18 protein-coding genes are annotated in these 20,341 nt (G+C 68.7%); 12 read left to right on the top strand and 6 right to left on the bottom strand.

The window, feature by feature from the left end:
- Positions 1–12 precede the first annotated feature (12 nt).
- From QO207_RS26370 to QO207_RS26350, 5 genes are all read left to right on the top strand, one after another.
- A complete protein-coding gene (locus QO207_RS26370) occupies positions 13–1,068 on the top strand; it encodes a substrate-binding domain-containing protein (protein ID WP_301535207.1) in 1,056 nt (351 codons plus the stop codon).
- A 3-nt stretch (positions 1,069–1,071) separates the two neighbouring features.
- Positions 1,072–1,743 carry a sulfite oxidase-like oxidoreductase gene (locus QO207_RS26365; RefSeq protein WP_301535206.1) on the top strand — a complete coding sequence of 224 codons (672 nt, stop codon included), beginning with the start codon at positions 1,072–1,074 and terminating at the stop codon, positions 1,741–1,743.
- A gap of 371 nt (positions 1,744–2,114) precedes the next feature.
- On the top strand, positions 2,115–4,496 hold the full coding sequence (locus QO207_RS26360; RefSeq protein ID WP_301535205.1) for a TonB-dependent siderophore receptor: 2,382 nt from the start codon (positions 2,115–2,117) through the stop codon (positions 4,494–4,496).
- A gap of 57 nt (positions 4,497–4,553) precedes the next feature.
- Complete coding sequence (locus QO207_RS26355; protein ID WP_301535204.1) at positions 4,554–5,930, top strand: APC family permease; 1,377 nt, start codon at positions 4,554–4,556, stop codon at positions 5,928–5,930.
- The gene (locus QO207_RS26350; protein WP_301535203.1) at positions 5,930–6,382 is read left to right on the top strand and encodes a DUF3574 domain-containing protein; all 453 of its coding nucleotides are present in this window, start codon (positions 5,930–5,932) and stop codon (positions 6,380–6,382) included. Before QO207_RS26355 ends, QO207_RS26350 begins: the two co-directional genes overlap by 1 nt.
- Here the strand turns inward: QO207_RS26350 and speE are convergent.
- The 5 genes from speE to QO207_RS26325 all read right to left on the bottom strand — a co-directional run bounded on the left by speE (position 6,367) and on the right by QO207_RS26325 (position 10,660).
- Complete coding sequence (speE, locus tag QO207_RS26345) at positions 6,367–7,233, bottom strand: polyamine aminopropyltransferase (RefSeq protein ID WP_301535215.1); 867 nt, start codon at positions 7,231–7,233, stop codon at positions 6,367–6,369. The two genes, QO207_RS26350 and speE, sit on opposite strands and share 16 nt — an antisense overlap.
- A complete protein-coding gene (locus tag QO207_RS26340) occupies positions 7,227–7,685 on the bottom strand; it encodes a DUF3574 domain-containing protein (RefSeq protein WP_301535202.1) in 459 nt (152 codons plus the stop codon). The genes speE and QO207_RS26340 overlap by 7 nt, the downstream gene beginning before the upstream one ends.
- 140 nt (positions 7,686–7,825) lie before the next feature.
- Positions 7,826–8,416 (bottom strand): nicotinamide riboside transporter PnuC, encoded by a 591-nt coding sequence (pnuC, locus tag QO207_RS26335; RefSeq protein ID WP_301535201.1) that lies wholly within the window; start codon positions 8,414–8,416, stop codon positions 7,826–7,828.
- 33 nt (positions 8,417–8,449) lie between these two features.
- On the bottom strand, positions 8,450–9,589 hold the full coding sequence (locus tag QO207_RS26330) for a phosphotransferase enzyme family protein (protein ID WP_301535200.1): 1,140 nt from the start codon (positions 9,587–9,589) through the stop codon (positions 8,450–8,452).
- Between the two features lie 177 nt (positions 9,590–9,766).
- Complete coding sequence (locus QO207_RS26325; RefSeq protein WP_301535199.1) at positions 9,767–10,660, bottom strand: acetoacetate decarboxylase; 894 nt, start codon at positions 10,658–10,660, stop codon at positions 9,767–9,769.
- Between the two features lie 251 nt (positions 10,661–10,911).
- Between QO207_RS26325 and hflK (QO207_RS26320) the strand changes: the two genes are divergently transcribed.
- From hflK (QO207_RS26320) to QO207_RS26305, 4 genes are all read left to right on the top strand, one after another.
- Entirely contained in the window at positions 10,912–12,867 is a 1,956-nt protein-coding gene (hflK, locus tag QO207_RS26320; RefSeq protein WP_301535198.1) for a protease modulator HflK, read from the top strand.
- 27 nt (positions 12,868–12,894) lie between these two features.
- Entirely contained in the window at positions 12,895–13,962 is a 1,068-nt protein-coding gene (gene hflC / locus QO207_RS26315; RefSeq protein WP_301535197.1) for a protease modulator HflC, read from the top strand.
- The gene (hflK, locus tag QO207_RS26310) at positions 13,955–14,983 is read left to right on the top strand and encodes a protease modulator HflK (RefSeq protein WP_301535196.1); all 1,029 of its coding nucleotides are present in this window, start codon (positions 13,955–13,957) and stop codon (positions 14,981–14,983) included. Before hflC ends, hflK (QO207_RS26310) begins: the two co-directional genes overlap by 8 nt.
- A 91-nt stretch (positions 14,984–15,074) precedes the next feature.
- Positions 15,075–17,018 (top strand): heavy metal translocating P-type ATPase, encoded by a 1,944-nt coding sequence (locus tag QO207_RS26305; RefSeq protein WP_301535214.1) that lies wholly within the window; start codon positions 15,075–15,077, stop codon positions 17,016–17,018.
- 19 nt (positions 17,019–17,037) lie between these two features.
- Here QO207_RS26305 and QO207_RS26300 read toward each other — a convergent pair whose 3' ends face one another.
- Entirely contained in the window at positions 17,038–17,373 is a 336-nt protein-coding gene (locus QO207_RS26300) for a hypothetical protein (RefSeq protein ID WP_301535195.1), read from the bottom strand.
- A 119-nt stretch (positions 17,374–17,492) separates the two neighbouring features.
- Between QO207_RS26300 and QO207_RS26295 the strand changes: the two genes are divergently transcribed.
- The 3 genes from QO207_RS26295 to QO207_RS26285 all read left to right on the top strand — a co-directional run bounded on the left by QO207_RS26295 (position 17,493) and on the right by QO207_RS26285 (position 20,341).
- A complete protein-coding gene (locus QO207_RS26295) occupies positions 17,493–18,140 on the top strand; it encodes a TetR/AcrR family transcriptional regulator (protein WP_301535194.1) in 648 nt (215 codons plus the stop codon).
- 78 nt (positions 18,141–18,218) lie between these two features.
- The gene (locus QO207_RS26290) at positions 18,219–19,001 is read left to right on the top strand and encodes an efflux RND transporter periplasmic adaptor subunit (RefSeq protein ID WP_301535193.1); all 783 of its coding nucleotides are present in this window, start codon (positions 18,219–18,221) and stop codon (positions 18,999–19,001) included.
- Entirely contained in the window at positions 18,998–20,341 is a 1,344-nt protein-coding gene (locus QO207_RS26285) for an efflux RND transporter periplasmic adaptor subunit (protein WP_301535192.1), read from the top strand. The genes QO207_RS26290 and QO207_RS26285 overlap by 4 nt, the downstream gene beginning before the upstream one ends.

Genomic DNA, 20,341 nt, shown 5'->3' with positions numbered 1-20,341 from the left:
GAGATTCAACGGATGAAGTTCACCCCCGCCAAATCCCTGCGCGCGCTGTTCGCCGCGGGGCTGTTGTTGTCCGGCGCAGCCAGCGCCGTAGCAGCCGGCTTGCCCGGTGCCCCGGCACCGTTCGACAAGGGCGGCGTGCAGATCGCCCTGGTCGGCTACCTGTTCTCCGGCGACTTCCCCGAAGCCTACCTGCGCGGCGTGGAGAAGCAGGCCGACGCGCTGGACGTGAAGCTGCGCGTGTTCGACGCCCGGCAGCAGGCGGCCACCCAGCGCGAGATGCTGGAGCAGGCCATCGACCTGGGCGTGGACGGCATTATCGTGCAGCTCGGCCTCGCCGAAACACTCAAGGACTCCATCGACAAGGCGCTGGCCAAGGGCATCAAGGTGGTGACCTTCGACGTCGATGTGAACGACCCGCGCATCACCCGCGTCGAGCAGGACCACCGCGAACTGGCACGCCTGGCGCTCAAGCAGGTGCTGCAGGACAACGGCAACCAGTTCGACGCCGGTTACGTGTACATCGACGGCTTCACTCCCATGGAGCGCCGCGACGAAATCTGGCGCCAGGTGAAGGCGGAGAACCCCGGCATCGTCGAGAAGGCGCGCTTCGGCACGCTCAACGCACCCATCGCCAACTCGGTGGCCGACCAGGCCAGCGCGGTGCTGCGCGCCAACCCTGATATCACGGTGTTCTTCGCGCCCTTCGACGAGTTCGCCAAGGGCGTGAAGATCGCCGTGGACGAAGCCGGGCTGGGCAGCAAGGTGAAGATCTACAGCGCCGATATTTCCACCGCCGACATCCAGATCATGAAGGAGCAGGGCAGCGCCTGGAGCGCCACCGCCGCGGTCAACCCGGAAGTGGCCGGCGCCATCAGCGTGCGCAGCCTGGCCCTGCGCATCGCCGGGGAGAATCCGGGCGAGCAGGTGCTGGTGCCACCGACCCTGATCACCCGCCAGCAACTGCTCGACCTCGACGTGAAGAACGTCCGCGATCTGGCGCGCAAGGTGCCGGCCTTTGGCGAGGCGCAGAAGGTGGCGCAGGCGCCGTGGATTCCACTGGCGAACTGAAGCATGAGCGTCCATGACAAGGCCCGACGCCTGAAGAAGGCGCGCTCGCCGGCTGGCGACCCGCGCTACGGTGAGCGCCTGCCGCCGGGGCAGGTGCTGACCGAGCGCTTCCCGATCCTCCATGAAGGCGAGGTGCCGGAGTACGACCGGGCGACCTGGCGCCTGCGCCTGTCCGGGGCACTGTCCAGAACGCTGGAACTAAGCCTGGACGACCTGCTGGCGCTGCCGCAGCGCGAGCTGGTCTGCGATATCCATTGCGTCACGCGCTGGTCGAAGTTCGACACCGCGTGGCGCGGCGTGCACCTGTCCGACCTGCTCGCGCACTACGGTGTGGAGCCGGCCGGGCAGTTCGTCATGGCCTACGCCGACCACGACTACGAGACCAACCTGCCGCTGGAACACCTGCTGCGCCCGGACAGCCTGCTCGCCACCCATTACGCCGGCGAGCCGCTGACCCCGGTGCATGGCTGGCCGCTGCGGCTGGTGGTCGCCGGGCGCTATTTCTGGAAGAGCGCCAAGTGGTTGCGCGAGCTGGAGTTCAGCGACAGCGACCGCCTCGGGTTCTGGGAACGCAACGGCTTCCACAACGCGGCGGACCCGTTCCAGGAGGAGCGTTTTTCCGGCGCGGAACTGGATATTCCCGAGGACGAATGGGAGCGCAAGGCCTTCGATTGAAGAGGGCAGCTGTTGCTGGAAAGACACCAGGAGCTGTTGCTCGGCGAACACAGCAAGCGGTTATAAACAAAGCATTTTTTATTCGTTTGAAAGCATTCTGCCACTAGCTAGGATGAGGCCTTCCCCATCTGGTCAGGGATGACCGGCGATACCGAGAGCCGCGCCTTTTCGCTCATCACGAAGAGAGACCGGCCGTGACACCTGGAGCGCTTTCCCGAGCACTGTCTTCTCCACCCTGAGGGGAACAGTCGCTCGCGGTTTCCGGACTTCCGACACCAACCGCTCGAGCCAATCCGAAAACACATCAGCGGAGTTCCGGACTCGCCGCCAACGGCGAGTGGCGCTCTTTAAGCGAGACAGGAGTACTTCGCGTGTTATCCCGTTCCCTCATTGCCGTTGCGGTGGCCTCGGTCATCGCCCAGTCTGCTGCACACGCCGACGACAGCTCGTCGACCCCCGAAGCCACCACCAAGCTGGAAACCGTGCTGGTTACCGGCGCCCGTGGCAACCACCGCACCCTGCTGGATTCCCCCGTGCCGGTGGATGTGCTCACCGCCGACGACCTGAAGTCCACCGGCGCCGTCGGCGGCGAGCTGGGCCAGGCCCTGGCGACGCTGCTGCCGTCCTTCAACTTCCCGCGCCAGTCCAACTCCGGCGGCGCCGACCACGTGCGCGCCGCCCAGCTGCGCGGCATGAGCCCGGACCAGGTGCTGGTGCTGATCAATGGCAAGCGCCAGCACACCTCGGCGCTGGTCAACGATTCCTCGAAGATCGGCCGCGGCACCGCGCCGGTGGACTTCAACTCGATCCCGATCAGCGCCATCAAGCGCATCGAAGTGCTGCGCGACGGCGCCGGTGCGCAGTACGGCTCCGACGCCATCGCCGGGGTGATCAACATCATCCTCGACGACGCCCCCGAAGGCGGCGAGGTGACCACCAGCTACGGCGCCTACCACACCCACCAGGACGCCATCGGCAAGACCACCACCGACGGGCAGAACTCCTACACCGCAGCCAAGGCCGGCACGCGCCTGGGCGAAGACGGCTTCGTCCGTGGCGGCGCCGAGTTCATCAACCGCGAGCCGACCAACCGCGCCGGCTACGACGGCTTCGCCGATACGCCGGGGCAGCGCAACTACGTGATGGGCGATGGCCTGGCGCGCGACGTCAACGCCTGGTTCAACGGCGACCTCGTCCTGGGCGGTGGCAAGCTGTATTCCTTCGGCCTGTACAACGAGCGCCACACCACCGGCGCGGAGTTCTACCGCTACCCGGACGAGCACCCGGAGATCTACCCCAACGGCTACCTGCCGCAATCCCTGGGCGACAACACCGACCTCTCCGCGACCCTCGGCTACAAGGGCCTGCTGGCCGACACCTGGGACTACGACGCCAGCGTCACCCACGGCCGCAACCGCTTCGAGTCCTCGACCCGGCGCACGCTCAACGCATCGCTGGGCGAAGACACGCCGACGCGCTTCGACACCGGCGACTACGAGCTGCGCCAGAGCGTCGCCAACCTCGACCTCAGCCGCGAGCTGAGCCTTGCCGGGCGGCCCTTCGTGCTCGCGCTTGGCGGTGAGTATCGCTACGAAAACTACATCACCACCGCCGGCGACGAGGCCTCCTACTACGGCGTCGGTGCCGATGGCGCCAACGGTCTGCGCCCGAGCGAAGAGGTGGACATCGACCGCAATGTCTTCGGCACCTACGTGGACCTCTCGGGCGACCTCACCGACGACTTCTTCGTCGATGCCGCCGCGCGCTGGGAGCGCTACGACGACGCCGGCAGCAAGCTCACCGGCAAGCTCAGCGGGCGCTACCAGCTGACCCCGGTGCTGGCCCTGCGCGGTGCGGCGTCCACCAACTTCCGCGCGCCGTCGCTGGCCCAGGTAGGCTTCCAGAACACCACCAGCAACTTCGGCGACGGCGGCACGCTCACCGATATCCGCGTGCTTTCGGTGAACGACCCGATAGCCCGCGCACTGGGCGCCGAGAAGCTCGACCCGGAGACCTCGAAGAACTTCAGCCTGGGCCTGACCGCGCAGCTGAACGAGCGCTTCGACCTGTCCTTCGACGTGTTCCGCATCGATGTCGATGACCGCATCACCCTGTCCCAGCGCATCGGCAGCGATGCCATGGAGCAGTTCATCCAGGACAACTTCGGCGTGGCCGGCGTGCATGACGTGAACTTCTTCACCAACGCCGCCGACACCCGCACCGATGGCGCCGAGCTGGTGCTCAACTACCACCAGCCCTTCGTTGGCGGGCAGCTGGGCGTGACCACCGCGTACACCTACAACCACACCAAGGTGCGCAGCACCAAGGGCACGCCGCAGCAGCTCTCCAACCTCGGCATCGGCGAGGATGCGCTGGTCGGCGTGGAGGAGCGCAACACCCTCACCGACGCCGCACCGAAGGATCGCTTCGTCCTCACCACCACCTGGAGCGATCAGCAGTGGAACCTGCTCGGCCGCCTGACCCGCCAGGGCGAAACCACCCGCGTGTTCGACTTCGGCGACGGTTATCACCCGGAGCAGACCTACGGCGCGGTGTGGCAGCTGGATGCCGAGGTGGCCTACAAGTTCACCCCGCAGTTCAGCCTGGCGGTGGGCGGCAACAACCTCACCGACAACTACCCGGAACGCTCCAGCTCGGAGATCAACTACGGCGGCAACCTGCCGTACGACGTGCTCTCGCCGATCGGCTCCAACGGCGCGTACTACTACGCCCGCGCGAGCTATTCGTTCTGATAGTGGTCGTTCTGTCCGGGCCGCCTTGCGGCCCGGCTACTTTTGCGGAGCCGATTCATGGCTGACAACTTCGCCGCTGACAAATCGGCCGGCCCGCGCCGGCACCTGGGCGCCGTCCACGCGCTGCTGCTGACGCTGGGCATGGTGATCACCAGCGACATCCTGAAAACTGCGCCCACCGTGGCGCTCAACGTCGGCCAGGAGCATTTCTACCTGGTGTGGGTGCTCGGCGGCGTGCTGTCGATGGTCGGCGCGCTGTGCTACGTGGAGATGGCCGCGGCCTTCGCCCATCCCGGTGGCGACTACCACTTCCTCGAACGCGCCTACGGCCAGCGGGTGGGCTTCCTGTTCGCCTGGTCGCGCTTCGCCATCCTGCACACCGGCTGGATCGCGCTGATGGCCTTTCTCTTCGCCGACCACTTCAGTGCCTTGCTCGGTCTCGGCCAACTCGGCAACGTGCTGCTGGCGGCTGGGCTGGTCAGCGCGCTGGTGGCGCTCAACCTGATCGGCTGGCGGGTCAGCCTCGGCACCCAGGCCGGGTTGGTGGCGCTGGTGGCGGCAGGCTTCCTCGGCATCTTCGGTGCCGGGCTGTGGCTGGAGTGGCGCGGCTTCGTGCCGCCCGCAGTCGTGCCAGTGGAGCCGGAGCAGGTCGGCGTGGCCGGCTTCTCCGCCGCGCTGATCTACGTCTTCCTCGCCTTCGGTGGCTGGAGCGATGCGGCCACGCTGTCGGCGGAGCTGCGCGATAACCGCCGGGGCATCTTCACCGCCATGCTCGGCGCGCTCGCCGCCTTGCTGCTGATCTACCTGGCGCTGAACTGGGCGTTCATTCGCGGGCTGGGCTTCGACGGCCTGGCCGCCAGCGGCGCGCCGGCGCTGGAGCTGCTCGGGCTGGCCTTCGGTGCGCCGGGCATCGGTCTGATCATGGCGGTGGTGGTGGTGTCCGCCGTCGCCAGCATCAACTCCACGCTGATCGTCGGCAGCCGCACCACCTACGCTGCTGCGCGCGACGTTCCCGCGCTGGGCGTGCTTGGCCGCTGGGACGTGCGCCATGGCGTGCCGCGCGCCGCGCTGCTGGCCGAGGGCGTGGTGGCGCTGCTGCTGATCGCGGTCGGCGGCTGGAGCGGCCACGGCTTCAACACCATGGTCGAGTACATGACCCCGGTGTACTGGCTGTTCCTCAGCCTGAGCAGCGTGGCGCTGATCGTCCTGCGCCGCCGCCACCCGGAAGTGCCACGACCGATCCGTGTGCCGCTGTACCCGTGGCTGCCGCTGGGCTTCCTCGCGGTGTGCCTGTACATGCTGTATTCCAGCGTTGCCTATGTCGGCTGGGGTGCGCTGCTCGGCGTGGCCGTGTTGGCGCTGGGCGCGTTGCTGCAACTGCTCCTGCGCCCGCGAGCGGCACCGGCGCAAGGCTGGTCGGAGGAGGGCGTGTGATGCACGCAAAAGCACTCTGGCGCAATGGCGCCGTGGCGGTGCTGCTGGCGGCATTGGTCGGCCTGTGGCTCAACGAACCGACGGCCAATGCCAATGGTGAGGCGAGCGGTCGACGCATGCTGCGCACCGAGCTGTACCTGGAGGCGGTGGAGCTGTCGCAGTGGGAAGACTTCCTCGCCCGCGAGGTGACGCCGCGCTTCCCCGATGGCCTCAGCTGGCTCGACCTGCACGGTCAGTGGCGCGGCCCCAGCGGTGAGCCGGAGAAGCTGCCGTCGCGCATGCTGATCCTCATCCACGCCGACAACCCCTACACCCGCCAGGCGCTCACGGAGATCGGCGCGGACTTCAAGCAGCGCTTCGGCACGGCGGTGCTGCAGGTCAGCAGCCCGGTTCGCGCCCGCGATCCGGACTGGACGCCGCAGCGCCTGGACAACCCTCAGCTGTTGCGCTGAAGCCCGGCTTCGATCAGGTCGAGCATGTAGCGCGGCAGGGCGAACGCCGCCTGGTGCACCTCGGGGGTGTAGTAGCGGGTCACCAGGCCGCTTTTCGCGAAGCGCTGGCGCAGGGTTTCCAGCTCGGTGCGCCGCACTTTCTCGCTGTTGGACGCCCAGCCGAAGGCCATGCTGCCGCCGATGTAGGTCGGCACCGCCGCGTGGAAGAAACCCCAGTCGGCGAAGGTCTCCGCCAGCCGCCGCGCCGTGCCGCCGAGTTCCTCCGGCTGGAGGAAGGGCACGCCGTTCTGCGTGGCGAGGATGCCGCCGCTGCCCAGGCGTTGCTGGCAGTTGCGGTAGAAGGCGTCGGTGAACAGGCTCGCCGCCGGGCCGCCCGGGTCGGTGGAATCGCAGAGGATCAGGTCGAAGGTCTCGCGGCTATTGGCGAGGTACTCTAGGCCGTCGGCGTAGATCAGCTTGAGCCGCGGATCGTCCAGTGCGCCAGCAGAGTGCAGCGGCAACAGCTCGCGGCACAGCTCGACCACCTGCGGATCGATCTCCACCGCGACGATCTGCTCGATGCCGGCGTGGCGGACTATCTCCCGCAGGATGCCGCCGTCGCCCACGCCGATCACCAGCGCGCGGCGCACCGCGCCATGGGCGAGGATCGGCACATGGGCGAGCATCTCGTGGTAGACGAACTCGTCCGCCTCGGTGGTCTGCACCACGCCGTCGAGCACCAGCACGCGGCCAAAGCGCCGGTTGCGGAAAACCTGCACCTGCTGCTGGCCGGTGTTGCCCTGGTAGATCGGCTCGTCGACGCTCAGCGCCTGCGCGTAACCGTCATGCAGCGACTCGCGGAAGATCAAAATGAAACCTGCGCCGGTTGCGACAGCCGCAGCACGGAAAGATCGCCGGTGATGCGCTTCCACGCCAGGCGGATCGCCTCGATGTCCTTGCCGCGTGCGGCAGTGTCTTCATGCAGGATCACGATGACCTTGGTGCTCAGCCGCTCCGGCTGCGGCGCCCCGTGGTCACGCCACTGGCCGTAGGCGTCATAGGCGGTGAAGCCGTCCGGGAAGCGCGGCGTCACCTCCTGGTCGAGGAACTGCCGCCAGCGCTGCTCGCTGATCTTCTCATTGCCGTTCTCCTGGCCCAGCGCGAAGTACAGCTCGGTACGCAACCACTGCGCTTGGGCCGGTCGGCTTGGGTCGCCCTGCAGGGTCGAGGTCGCAGGGTCGGTGGTATGAACGGAAGGGGCGGGCGGGGTGGCGCAGCCGAACAGCGCCAGCGCGAGACTGGCGGCGAGCAGATGGCGGAGCATGGGACTTCCTTGCGGTGATGAGGGATAAGCCAGATCGCCACTATAGGATGCCGCTTGTTATTTCCTTAAATACTGAAAAAGCATTCTCATATGCTCGTATTAAAGGATTCGCCCCTGCCCGGAATACCTGCTCCTACCGTTCAACCCGCCGCCATCACCGGCGTGTTTGGCGGCCCGTCATGCAGCTCGCGGCGCCAGGCCAGCAGGCCATAGATCGCCAGCACGATGAAGCCGGCGTAGAGCCCGGCAGTGAGATACAGCGCCTTGTAGAGGAATACCCCGGTGTAGACCACATCGAGGATGATCCATAGCCACCAGCTGGCGACGTACTTGCGCGCGGCCCAGAAGCTGGCGACCAGGCTGAAGGTGGTGAGCGCGGCGTCGAGCCAGGGCAGGGCGGCGTCGGTGTGGGTGTGCATGGCCCAGCCCAGGGCCACGGCGCCGACGGCACCGGCCAGGCAGCTGGTCAGGGCGGTGGCCGGCGGCAGGCGTGCGACGCGAACCTTGCCATGGTCGCTGCTGCCCTGGCTCCACTGCCACCAGCCGTAGAACTGCAGCACCACGAAGACCAGTTGCAGGAGCATGTCGGAGTAGAGCTTCACGCTGAAGAAGATCCACGCGTAGAGCAGCACCGCCACCACGTTTACCGGCCAGCACCAGCGGATGCGCCGGGCGGTGAGCCAGACGCCGAGCACGTTGATGATGACCGCGATGATTTCCAGAGCAGACATGCCCGTTTTCCTCAGAGTGCGTGTCCGGGCGAGTCAGTTCGTCCGGGTTGCCAGTTGGCGCAGATGGTCGAGCAGCCGCTGGCCTTCGCTGCCCAGGAACCAGCGGGTGTGGCCGAGCAGGTAGTTGTCGTAGGCCAGGGAGGCATTTTCCTCCGAGCCGAGCAGGCCGTGGAAGTAGCCGATCTCGGACAGGGCGAAATCCGCATGCACCAGCGGCAGCAAGGCGGCGAGGGCGAGCAGGTCGTCGCGGCTCAGCGGGCGCACGCTGGCGTAGCCCTGCAGCAGGGCGTCCAGCGCGTCGAGGTCGGCCACGGCGGTGCGGCCCTGGTCCAGTTCCAGCCAGGGCACCAGGTTGCGCTCGATGGCGGTGGCCAGGTCGAACAGGGCGAAGGTGCGGTCGCTGAGGCCGAAGTCCAGCACCGAAACGACCTGCGCCTGCGGGCCGTCCTCGCTCCACAGCAGGTTGGAGGCGTGCCAGTCATTGTGGGTCCACAGTGCCGGCTGGCGATCCAGATAGGGCAGCAGGTGGCGTTGCAGCGGCAGGTGCAGCTCGCTCAGGGCTTCCTTCCACGGGCGCGCCTGCAGGTACTCGGCGAGCGCGGAGGAGTGGGGGAAAGTCGCTTCGATGGCGGCAATGGGGTCCTGCGCGCCGAACAGATTCAGGTTGCTGAACAGCACATCGGTGCTGCGCGACGGCGCGTCGAAACCTTCAGCGGCGCGGTGCAGCTGCGCCAGTGCGGCGCCGGCGGCGAAGGCATGGGCGTTGTGCTGGAAGGGCGTCCAGGACAGGGCGTCGCGGTACAGGTCCAGCCCCTCGGCCTTGGAGTGCACCTCGTAGGTCCAGCCGTCGCGCTCGATGGCGCTGCGGCCGCTGGCATCGCGCAGCACGCGGGCGACTGGCGCGCCATGGAGGGCGAGATGATCGAGGAAGGCATGTTCTTCCGCCAGCTGCGTGGTGGTGCGAACGCTGGGGTGGTGGCGTTTGACGAACAGCTCATCGCCGGCGGTCTGCACCAGCGCGGCGGCGGAGAAGGGCCGGGGGCTGTGCCAGGTCAGGCGGGCGTCGGTGTGCCCGTAGCTTTTCAGCAGGGCGACAACTTCCACCTCGGTCAGCGCCGGCCAGTCGGGCTCCACGGGCTCCAGGCCCATGCCGTGGCTCAGGCGTTTACTCATGCTGGGGGCTTCTCCGCTTGCGGGTGCTGCTGTGCGCAGCGCTCATCATTCAGGCAGCAGGGCTGCGGTGATCATGCGCGTGGCTCGCCCCGGAGCAGCCGGGGCGACGCGCGGCGGAGAGTTTGCCAGCATCCGCCGGCGAATGGGCGGAATGCTGCTGGGTGGAGCCGCGCCGGCTTACTGGTCGAGCGGTGTCGGCAGGTGCAGGACGATCTGCGCATCCTTCACCACGTCCAGGCGCAACATTCTGCGGGCGCCGAGGCCGTCGAGCAGTTGGCTCAGCGGGCCGCCATTGCGGGTGAGCTGCACGTTGCCGGGGAACAGGCGCTGGGAATAAGTCAGCGTATTGCTCTGTACCTGAGTCTGCTGCCAGCGGCCATCGACCTGGTGGACCATGGTGGTGGTGCCCAGGCGCGATTGTGGCGCGGCCTCGCTGAAGGTCGGCAGCGGTGCCTGCAGCAGCAGGTCGGTGGTGCCGTCTGCACGATTGATGCGGGCGTGAACCTGGCTGCCGAGGTCCAGCTCGATGCCCGCGCGCCATTTCGGTAGCTGGTAGCCATGCACCCCGCGCACCCGCGCGATTTCGGTGGAGACCGGTAGCGCCAGGACATGGGCGACGAAGCTGCGCCGACGCATGGCGTCGAGCAGTTCCAGGGCGTGGCTGCCACGGGCGCCGGGGCGGCGAATCACAATCGCGACGGAGACTTCGTCATACGGGTCGTTGTCGCACACCGAGTAGGAGAAGAAGGTCAGCGCCACCAGCCCGTAGCCGGGCAGGGCGCGCAAGGGTTGCAGCGGGGCCGGCAGGCTGGCGCGCAGGCGGCCCAGGGGGGCGAGGAATAGCAGCTGGATGCTGCTGGTGCGGTAGTAGAAGTTCGGCGCCCAGGTCGGCCCGACCCGCGAGGCGGTCAGCTGCTTGGGGATGCGCCGGAAGTAGTCGATGTTGCCGGCGGCCGGGTCCCGCGCCACTTCATCGAGGTCCGGGTTCATCCGGTAGCGGTCGTAATAGCCACCTTCGATCACTTCGACACGCTGCGAACCGAAGTCGATTTCCTTGAATTGCGCTGTCATCTGCCTGGCCTTCCTCAAGATTTTTTCGGATACCGCCCGATTCGGGGGGCGGCGGACGAGGCAACGCTAAGTTTAAAGTTAACTTCAATGTCAACGGTCTTTTGTGGGTGGATGGCCTGACATATTCGTTAACAAATCCTTAACGTCCTGGGTTATAACATTACTTTTTCTCCCGCTCGGGCGCCCGCCGGCTGCCCGGCGATGGCACCTCCCGCTCGCTGTCGGGGCCGCCTGGCATTCCTGGAGTCTTCATGAGAGTCGATCTGGACATCGAGGCGGAACCACTCGATGGGCTGCCGCGCTTCCAGCGTTCGCTGACGCTGGCGCGCCCGCTGGTGCTGCTGACCTGGCTGCCGGCGCTGGCCGCCGTGCTGCTGTGGGCGCTGGGTTATCTCATCGGCCTGTTCTCCGCCGACTCCCACTGGATCGCGCTGCTGGCCGCCAACGCCGCCTCGCTGCTGTTGCTCAGTGCCAGCGCCCAGTCGGCCTGGCGGGTTGCCAGTTGGCGCGCCGCAGCCATCGGCCAGCGGCCGGCGGCGCTGCGTTTCTGGCAGCGCGGCGAGGCCAAGGCAGTAGCCGAGCCGGAGCAACTCAGCGGCTACGAGCGCTGGCTGGAACGTGTGCTCGGCGCCTGCCGACGCCAGGTGCAGCGCATCGGCGGCGAGACGCTGTGGCTGTTCGCCCTGGCCGGTCTCGCGCTGCTGATGGTGAAGGGTGCCTGGCGCTTCGACCTGCCGGTGCCGGTCGCGGCGGGCCAGCTGACCTGGATCGCCGTCGGCATCCTGGTGACAGCGGCGTTCGGCCTGGTGGTGGTCGAGCGCCATCTGGCTGCCGACACCGAGGCGACCTGCCCGGAAGCCGAATCGCTGGCGGCCATGCTGCGCCTGGTCATCGTCGTACAGGTGCTGACCGTCGCCTGCCTGGTGCTGGTGGATGGCCAGCGCCTGTGGCCAGCGCGCCTCGCGGTGCTGATCGGCTTGTTGCCGGCACTGGCGGCGCTGGAACTGCTGTTGCGCGCGGTGCTGTCGCTGTTCAGCCCGCGTCGTCCGCGCCAGGAGCCGATGCTGGTGGCACGCAGCCTGGTGGCCGGCTCGCTGCAATGGCCGCCGCGGCCGCTGGCATTCATCCAGGGCGAGCTGAAGCAGCGCCTGGGCATCGACCTGCGCCAGGTCTGGGCCTTCGATTTCATGCGCCGCGCCTTCCTGCCGGTGGCTGCGCTGGTGCTGCTGGCCGGCTGGCTGCTGACCGGCGTGGTCGAGGTGCCGTTGAACGGGCGCGGCGTCTACGAGCGCTTCGGCAACCCGGTGCAGGTCTACCAGCCGGGGCTGCATGTCGGCCTGCCGTGGCCGTTCGGCAAGGTGCTGAGCGTCGACAACGGCGTCATCCGCGAGCTGGCCACTTCCGGCTCGGACAGCACCTCCGATCCGCTGGCACCCGCCGAAGGGCCGGCGCCGGCCGCCGCCAACCGCCTGTGGGACGCCACCCACCTGAGCGAGAATTCCCAGGTCATCGCCGGCGACGACGGCGGTCGGCAGAGCTTCCAGATCGTCAACATGGACGTGCGCTTCATTTACCGCATCGGTCTCAGCGACCAGGCCGCACTGGCGGCGACCTACCACAGCACCGACGTCGCCCAGCTGCTGCGCAGCATCGCCAACCGCGTGCTGGTGCACGACTTCGCCGGGCGCTCGCTGGACGGCGTGCTCGGCGCCGAACGCGAAGCCCTCGGCCGCGACATAGGCCGCGCCGTGCAGGCCGACCTCGACAGCCTGGACAGCGGCGTGGAGCTGCTCGCCACCTCGGTGGAGGCCATCCACCCACCGGCCGGCGCGGCCAATGCCTACCACGCTGTGCAGGCGGCGCAGATCACCGCCCAGGCGCTGATTGCCCGTGACCGGGGCGTCGCCGCGCAGAAGGCGAATACCGCACAACTCAATGCCAGCAAGCTGACCGATAACGCTGTCGCCGACGCCCACGAGACCACCAGCAAGGCGCGCACCGCCGAGCTGCGTTTCGGCGCCGAGCGTACCGCCTGGCAGCGTGCCGGCCAGGCCTTCCTCCTCGAACAGTACCTGGGCCGTCTGAGCCAGGGTCTGAACGGGGCGAACAGCCTGATCATCGACCACCGCCTGGCCGCCGGCCAGGCGCCGACGCTGGACCTGCGTGGCTACGCCGGCCCCGGCGCCCCTTCATTGGGTTTCCCCTGATCCCGCCGCAGCCCAGGAGCGCGTCCTTTGAGCTCGAACGCTACCCACGCCCATGACGGGCATTCCCACCACGACCGCGGCCATGATCATTCCCACGACCATGACCAACATCCGCACGGGCATGGCCACGACCATGAGCACGGCCGTGGCGAGTCCGGCCACGCCTGGCGGCGCATCGGCGTCGCTGCGCTGCTGCTGCTGGCGATGGCGGCCACGGCCTGCTTCGTCCAGGTGCGAGTCGGCGAGGCGACTGTCATCACGCGTTTCGGCAATCCTTCGCGGGTGCTGATCGAGCCGGGCCTGGCCTGGCGCTGGCCGGTGCCCTTCGAGGCGGCGGTGCCGGTTGACCTGCGCCTGCGCACCACCTCCAGCGGCCTGCAGGATGTCGGCACCCGCGATGGCCTGCGGATCATCGTTCAGGCCTACATCGCCTGGCAGGTGGCGCCGGAGCCGGAGAGCATCCAGCGCTTCATGCGTGCCGTGCAGAACCAGCCCGACGAGGCCGCGCGGCAGATTCGCACCCTGGTCGGCTCGGCGCTGGAAACCACCGCCAGCGGCTTCGAGCTGGCCGATCTGGTCAATGTCGACGGCAGCCGCGTGCGCATCGACGCCTTCGAACAGCGCCTGCGCCAGCAGATCGACAAGCAGCTCAGCGACACCTATGGCGTGCGCGTGGTGCAGGTCGGCATCGAGCGCCTGACCCTGCCCAAGGTGACCCTCGACGCCACCGTCGATCGCATGCGCGCCGAGCGCGAGACCATCGCTACCGAGCGCACTGCAGAAGGCAAGCGCAAGGCCGCCGAAATCCAGTCCGCCGCCGAGCGCGACGCGCGCATCCTGGAAGCCGACGCCAGCGTGAAGGCGGCCGGTATCCAGGCGCAATCCCAGGTCGAGGCCGCGGAAATCTACGGCAAGGCCTATGCCGGCGCGCCCGAGCTGTACAACCTGCTGCGCTCCCTCGACACCCTCGGCACCATCGTCAACCCCGGCACCCGCCTGGTCCTGCGCACCGACGCCGCGCCGTTCCGCGTGCTGGTGGACGGCCCGACGCTGCCAGCCGGCACCGCTCATTCCAGCGGGTCTGCCCATGAGTAAGCCGGAGCAGGGGCAGCCGAGCCCCTGGCTGCAGGCCGGCCGTACAGGCTTCCTCGCGCTCTACGCGGTGACGCTGCTGGCGGCGCTGGGCTGGCTGGCCGGCAACGTCCGCCAGATCGGCCCGGAAAGCCGCGCAGTGGTGCTGCGCCTGGGCGCCGAGAACCGCATCCAGAACGCCGGCCTGCTGCTGGCCTGGCCGCGCCCCTTCGAGGAAGTGATCATGCTGCCCTCGGCCGGCCGCGTGACCGAGCGCAGGGTCGAGTTGCTGCTGCGTTCGGAGCAGGCGCAGAAGACCGATTACGACGGCACCCTGGCCAACGACTCCACCGCCGGCTCCGGCTACCTGCTGACCGGCGATTCCGGCGTGGTGCAGCTGGACGTGCGGGTCTTCTACAAGGTCAGCGATCCCTACGCCTTCGCCCGGCAGGGCGCCCACGTCGAGCCGGCGCTGGATCGCCTGGTGGAGCGCAACGCCGTGCAGGTCTGCGCGTCCCGCGACATGGACGCCATCCTGGTGGCGCGCCCGGAACTGGTGGGCGGCGATTCCGCCCTGGCCGAGCGCCGCGAACGCCTGCGCGGCGACCTGCAGCAGGGCATCAATGCCAGCCTGGCGAAGCTGCATGACGAAGGCGCGGGCCTGGGCATCGAGATTGCCCGCGTCGATGTGCAGTCCTCGTTGCCGCTGTCTGCGGTCAACGCCTTCAACGCCGTGCTCACCGCCAGCCAGCAGGCCGAACAGGCCGTGGCCATGGCCCGCAACGACGCCGCGCGCAAGCAGCAGACGGCGACCCAGTCGGCTGACCGCATCGTCCAGGTGGCGCAGGCCGAGGCGACCGAACGGCTGTCCCGCGCACGCAGCGATACAGCCAGCATCGTCAGCCTTGGCCAGCAGAAGGATCCGGGCCTGGCGCTGCGCCTGTATCGCGAACGGGTGCCGGCGATTCTCTCCCGCGCAGGCTCGGTGACCGCGGTGAACCCCGACGACGCGGGACGAATGATCCTGCAGGGGCCCAAGCAATGATCGAGTCCGTTCCGTCTTTCTCTGCCAGCAGGAGCTTCCCGGCATGAGTGGCCATCACCACCACGGCCATGACCATCACGGTCACAGCCACATGCACCTGACCTCCGGGCTGCTCTCGGTCGACGAGCGCCGCCGCGCCGCGCGCCAGCTCAGCCTGGCGATGCTTGCCCTGGGCCTGCTCGGCCTCGGGTTGGCCTGGCGCTGGCTGGCGCCGGAGCAGGAGGGCGTCACCCAGCTGCTGCTGGGCATTGCCTCGCTGCTGGTGGCCGTGCCGGTGCTGCGTTCGGCCTGGCACAGCCTGCTGCATCCCAGCCTGCACGGCCTCACCGACCAACTGATCGGCCTCGCCATGCTCGGCGCCTGGGCCACCGGCGACCTGGCCACGGCGGCGCTGCTGCCGATCATCATGATCTTCGGTCACGTCCTCGAAGAGCGCAGCGTGCTCGGCTCACAGGAAGCCATCGACGCCCTCGGCCGCCTGACCCGCAGCCAGGCGCGGCTGATCGGCGCCGACGGGCAGATCAGCGAAGTGGACAACGCCAGCCTCAAGGCCGGCGATCAGGTCGAAGTTCGCGCTGGCGACCGGGTGCCGGCCGACGGCCGCGTGCTCGACGGGCAGGCCAGCCTCGACACCGCGCCGATCACCGGCGAGGCGGTGCCGGTGGAAGTGGCGGCCGGCGCGGACATCTACGGCGGCGCCATCAACCTCGATGGCCTGCTGCGGGTGGAAGTGACCCGCACCGGCGACGATTCCACCCTCGGCAAGGTGATCGCCCTGATGCAGCGTGCCGAGCAGGCCAAGCCGCCGATCACCCGCCTGCTGGAGCGGTACGCCGGGCGTTACCTGTTGCTGGTCCTGCTGATCGCCGCGGTGACCTGGTTCGTCACCAGCGACGCCCAGGCGATGCTCGCCGTGCTGGTGGCGGCGTGCCCCTGCGCGCTGGTGCTGTCGGCGCCGGCCACCGCCGTGGCGGGCATTGCCGTGGCGGCGCGGCACGGCATCCTGATTCGCGGCTCGGCCTTCCTCGAAGAGCTGGCTGACCTGTCCTCGCTGGTGATCGACAAGACCGGCACCCTGACCTACGGCGAACTGCGCCTGCACAGCATCGTCAGCGATGACTCCAGCCAGCCCCGCGAAGCCGTCGCGCGGCTGGCCGCCAGCCTCGGTGCTGCCAGCAGCCATCCGGTCAGCCGCGCCCTGGCGGCGCTGGTGCCCCACGCGCAACTGCTGCCGCTGAGCGAGCTGCACGAGCGCCAGGGCTTCGGCGTGGTGGCGCAGACGGAGGAGGGCGAGGCGGCGCTGGGCCGGCCTGAACTGTTCCAGCGCCTGGGCATCGCCATCCCCGATGTCCCTCTGCACGACGGCCCGATTGCCGGGCTGGCGCTGGACGGACGCTTCCTCGCCTGGCTGCTGCTGGCCGACAACGTGCGTGCCGAGGCCGGCGAGGCCATGGAGCAGCTGCGTGAGCTCGGGCTGCGCCGCCAACTGTTGCTGACCGGCGACCGCCGCAGCGTCGCCGATGCGGTGGCCGCCCAGGTCGGCATCGGCAGCGTGGTGGCCCAGGCCCTGCCGGAAGACAAGCTGCACCAGGTGAACCAGGAACTGCAGACCGGCTTCCGCCCGCTGGTGGTCGGCGACGGTATCAACGACTCCCTGGCGCTCAAGGCCGGCGCCGTGGGCGTGGCCATGGGCGCGGGCGGCGCCGACATCGCCCTGGCGGCGGCGGACATCGTGCTGATCAATGGTGACCTGCGCCGGCTCGGCACCTGCATCCGCCTGAGCCGCCTGTGCCGGCGCACGCTGCAGGTCAACGTGCTGATCGGCCTCGGCTGGACCCTGGCCATCGTCGTCGCGGCCGCCTTCGGCCTGCTCGGCGCGGCGGGCGCGATGATCGCCGCGCTGCTGCACAACCTCAGCACCCTGCTGGTGCTGGCCAACGCCGGGCGCCTGCTGCGCTACGACGAACGCCTGCCGGAGCGCAGTGAGCCGGCGACCCGGCCGTTGCCGCCGGCTGCCGCGCTCACGGCGGGCTAGCCGGGGCTTGCCCTGAGGTTCAGCAGCAGGACAGGGCGCAGGCGATGAAGGCGGTGGTCAGCGTCGTCAGCGTCAGGCCGAGGAGGAACAGCAGGTCGGCGATGCGTTCCAGCCGGTGGTTGCGCTGCAGCTTGCGGGTGCGCAGGCCGAAGTAGGCGGCGAGGCTGGTGGCCAGGTAGATCACCGTATTGAGCGCAAGCATGTCCTGGCCGATCAGGTCGACCCGATGCAGGTTGACGATGACGTGGAGGATGCCCACCACCGTCAGGCACACGCCGACCATGGCGCCGGAGGCGGCGAAGATGTGCACGCAGATGTCGTCGTCCAGTTGCGCGGTGTGGGGCTTGTGGCTCATGGCAAAAGGCTCCCGAGCGCCGGAGGTGCGGTTCATCCGCCAAGCTTGCCGGTCTCGATGTGGCTGCCATGATAGAAAGGTCGCGGGTTTGGCTGTACTCGCTTTCCCGGAGCACCTCCATGCCCAGAAAACCCGAGGAAATTCAGCCGGATAGCCGCCGCCTGCCACGCCAGGCACGGGCCATGGAGAAGGTCGAACTCATATTGGAGGCGTCCCGGCGCATCCTCGACCGCGACGGCCTGGACGGTTTCACCACCAACCATGTGGCGGAGCTGGCCGGCGTCAGCGTCGGCACGCTGTACCAGTACTTCCCCAACAAGGATCGCGTCCTCGACGAGCTGGCCCGCCGCGAACTGGCGCAACTGGCCAGCGGCGTGATGGCGGCGCTGACCGATCATCCCGAGGAAACGCCCGGCGCACGCATCCGCGCGGTCATCCATGCCGCCGTCAGCGCCTATGGCGGACGCACCGGCGCGCACCGGGCGCTGATGCACTACCTGCTCACCCGCGGCGGCGGCAGCCCGTTGCCCGGCCTGCGCGGCAACATCATTGCGCACCTGATCAGCCATGGCGTGGCCGGTGCCGACCAGCATCTTCGCAGCCTGGACGAAGCCCAGGCGTTCGTCCTCGCCCATGCCGTCAGCGGCGTGCTGCGGGCCATGCTGGAAGACCCGGAGACCCTGCGCCCGGAGCGCCGGCAAGGCATCGAGGATGAGCTGGTGCAGCTGGTGCTGGGGTTCTACCGGGGCGCCGAGCAGAATAAATAGTGGCAGAGTGCTGTACGGATATTTCCTACGGCCGGGCGCTCACATAGACTTCGCGCTTCGTGAAGTGGAGGGCGAAGGATGCGCAGGCAAGTCGGTTGGGGAATCTGGGGAGTCTTGGCCTTGGCGGTTGGCGCGCAGGCGGCCGAGCCGTTGCCCGATCCATTGTTGCCAGCCCCCGCCAGCAGCTCGGGCGAAAGCGCCGGCCGCGATGTGCGTGGCGTGTTGCATGCCCGCGAGCAGGCGATGCTGTCCAGCGAACTGGCCGGGCGCATCCTGGAGATGCCCTTCGCCGAGGGCCAGGCGTTCAAGAAGGGCGATGTGCTGGTGCGCTTCGACTGCTCCGCCTACCAGGCCCAGCTGAATGCCGCCCAGGCCGGAGTGCGGGCGGCAGCTGAAGAACTGTCGCACAACCGCCAGTTGGCCTCGCTCAATTCCGTGGGCCGCTACGAAGTGGCCCTGGCCGAGGCCAAGCAGGCCGAAGCCCAGGCGCAAGCGCAGGTCTATCAGGTGCAGGTGCGCCGTTGCGGCGTGCAGGCGCCCTATGACGGCCAGGTGGTGCAGCGCAAGGCGCAACCTTTTGAAAGTGTCGCCAGCGGCGCTCCGCTGCTGGAGATCGTCGACAACCGCAGCCTGGAAATCCGCCTGCTGGTGCCGTCGCGCTGGCTGTCGAAGCTCAAGCCGGGCGAGCATTTCAGTTTCACCCCGGACGAAACCGGCCAGCCGCTGCAGGCTGAGGTCAAGCGCCTGGGCGCACGCATCGACGAAGCCAGCCAGACCCTGCTGCTGATCGCCAGCGTACCGCCCAGCGCCGGCCTGGTCGCCGGCATGAGCGGCACCGCGCGCTTCGCCGAGTCGCCATGAACAGCGCCACTAATTCCACCACCAACTCCGCCACCAGCGGGGCCATCGAGCGGGCCTTCGCCCAGTTCCTCGGCCTGCAACGCCAGGCGCGCGCCGCCGACAGTCTGGAGCGTCTGTGCTTCGCCATGGTCAACGACGGCCAGGCGCTGTTCGGCTATCGCCATGCCGCGCTGCTGATTGCCGGCAAGGTGCGGGCGCTGACCGGCGTCAGCGTGGTCGAGCCGAACGCGCCGTTCGTGGCATTCATCGAGCGGGCCTGCGTCGAGCTGGACGCCAGGGGTGCGCTGGAGCAGCCCGGCGTGGCCGACTGCAGTCTGCTGAGCGAGCAGACCCGCCAGGACCAGCAGCAGATGAGCCTGCCGCAGGTGTTCTGGCTGCCGCTGCGCGACCGTGCTGGCGTGCGCTTTGGCGGCCTCTGGCTGGCTCGCGAGCAGCCCTGGTCGGTGGCCGAGAAGGCCCTGCTGAGCGAGCTGGGCGATACCTATTCCCATGCCTGGCAGGCCTTGCAGCCGCGCCTGCCGTGGCGCCTGCGCTGGCCGAAGAAGCGCCTGGCGGTGCTGCTGGGCGCGGTGCTGCTGCTGTTGCTGGTGCCGCTGCGCCAGTCCGCGCTGGCCCCGGCCGAAGTCGTGCCCAAGGGCGGGCGGGTGATCGCCGCGCCGCTGGACGGCGTGATTGCCCAGGTGGTGGTGCGGCCCAACCAGGCGGTGCAGCGCGGCGATCTGCTGGTGCGCTTCGACGCCACCACCCTCAAGGCCCAGGCGGACGTCGCCGAACGCGCCCTGGCGGTGGCCGAGGCGGAACTGAAAGCCAACAGCCAGCGCGCCTTCCAGGACGGCGAATCCGCCGCGCGCCTGGACCTGCTGGCTGCCCGCGTCGAACAGAAGCGCGCCGAACGTGATTACGCCCGCGAACTGTTGCAGCGCAGCGAAGTGCGCGCCGAGCAGAATGGTGTGGCGGTGTTCGCCGACGCCGAGCGCTGGACCGGCAAGCCGGTGCGCACCGGCGAGCGCCTGATGGAAATCGCCGACCCTAACAGCGCCGAGCTGCGCATCGAACTGCCCACCGGCAACGTGATGCAGCTGGAGAATGACGCCGAAGTCGCGCTGTTCCTCGACAACCAGCCGCTCACATCGGTGCCCGCGCGCCTGCAACGCATCGGCTATGAGGCCGAACCGGTGCCCGGCGGTGGCCTGGCCTATCGCCTGGTCGCCGGCTTCGAAGAGGCGCCACCGCGCATCGGCCTGCGCGGTACCGCCAAGCTCTACGGTGAGCGTGCCCCGCTGGGCTATTACCTGCTGCGCCGGCCGCTCACGGCGCTGCGCCAGACCCTGGGGCTGTGA

The sequence above is a fragment of the Pseudomonas sp. CAN1 genome (assembly GCF_030462585.1).
Classification (GTDB): domain Bacteria; phylum Pseudomonadota; class Gammaproteobacteria; order Pseudomonadales; family Pseudomonadaceae; genus Pseudomonas.
The sequence above is the reverse complement of the archived record's forward strand: the minus strand, read 5'-3'. Positions and strand labels throughout refer to the sequence as shown.

Coding starts and splice junctions, on each gene's coding strand:
- QO207_RS26370 (WP_301535207.1), top strand. CDS start 13: ATGAAGTTCACCCCCGCCAAATCCCTGCGCGCGCTGTTCGCCGCGGGG.
- QO207_RS26365 (WP_301535206.1), top strand. CDS start 1,072: ATGAGCGTCCATGACAAGGCCCGACGCCTGAAGAAGGCGCGCTCGCCG.
- QO207_RS26355 (WP_301535204.1), top strand. CDS start 4,554: ATGGCTGACAACTTCGCCGCTGACAAATCGGCCGGCCCGCGCCGGCAC.
- QO207_RS26350 (WP_301535203.1), top strand. CDS start 5,930: ATGCACGCAAAAGCACTCTGGCGCAATGGCGCCGTGGCGGTGCTGCTG.
- QO207_RS26340 (WP_301535202.1), bottom strand. CDS start 7,685: ATGCTCCGCCATCTGCTCGCCGCCAGTCTCGCGCTGGCGCTGTTCGGC.
- pnuC (WP_301535201.1), bottom strand. CDS start 8,416: ATGTCTGCTCTGGAAATCATCGCGGTCATCATCAACGTGCTCGGCGTC.
- QO207_RS26330 (WP_301535200.1), bottom strand. CDS start 9,589: ATGAGTAAACGCCTGAGCCACGGCATGGGCCTGGAGCCCGTGGAGCCC.
- QO207_RS26325 (WP_301535199.1), bottom strand. CDS start 10,660: ATGACAGCGCAATTCAAGGAAATCGACTTCGGTTCGCAGCGTGTCGAA.
- hflK (WP_301535198.1), top strand. CDS start 10,912: ATGAGAGTCGATCTGGACATCGAGGCGGAACCACTCGATGGGCTGCCG.
- hflK (WP_301535196.1), top strand. CDS start 13,955: ATGAGTAAGCCGGAGCAGGGGCAGCCGAGCCCCTGGCTGCAGGCCGGC.
- QO207_RS26305 (WP_301535214.1), top strand. CDS start 15,075: ATGCACCTGACCTCCGGGCTGCTCTCGGTCGACGAGCGCCGCCGCGCC.
- QO207_RS26300 (WP_301535195.1), bottom strand. CDS start 17,373: ATGAGCCACAAGCCCCACACCGCGCAACTGGACGACGACATCTGCGTG.
- QO207_RS26295 (WP_301535194.1), top strand. CDS start 17,493: ATGCCCAGAAAACCCGAGGAAATTCAGCCGGATAGCCGCCGCCTGCCA.
- QO207_RS26290 (WP_301535193.1), top strand. CDS start 18,219: ATGCGCAGGCAAGTCGGTTGGGGAATCTGGGGAGTCTTGGCCTTGGCG.
- QO207_RS26285 (WP_301535192.1), top strand. CDS start 18,998: ATGAACAGCGCCACTAATTCCACCACCAACTCCGCCACCAGCGGGGCC.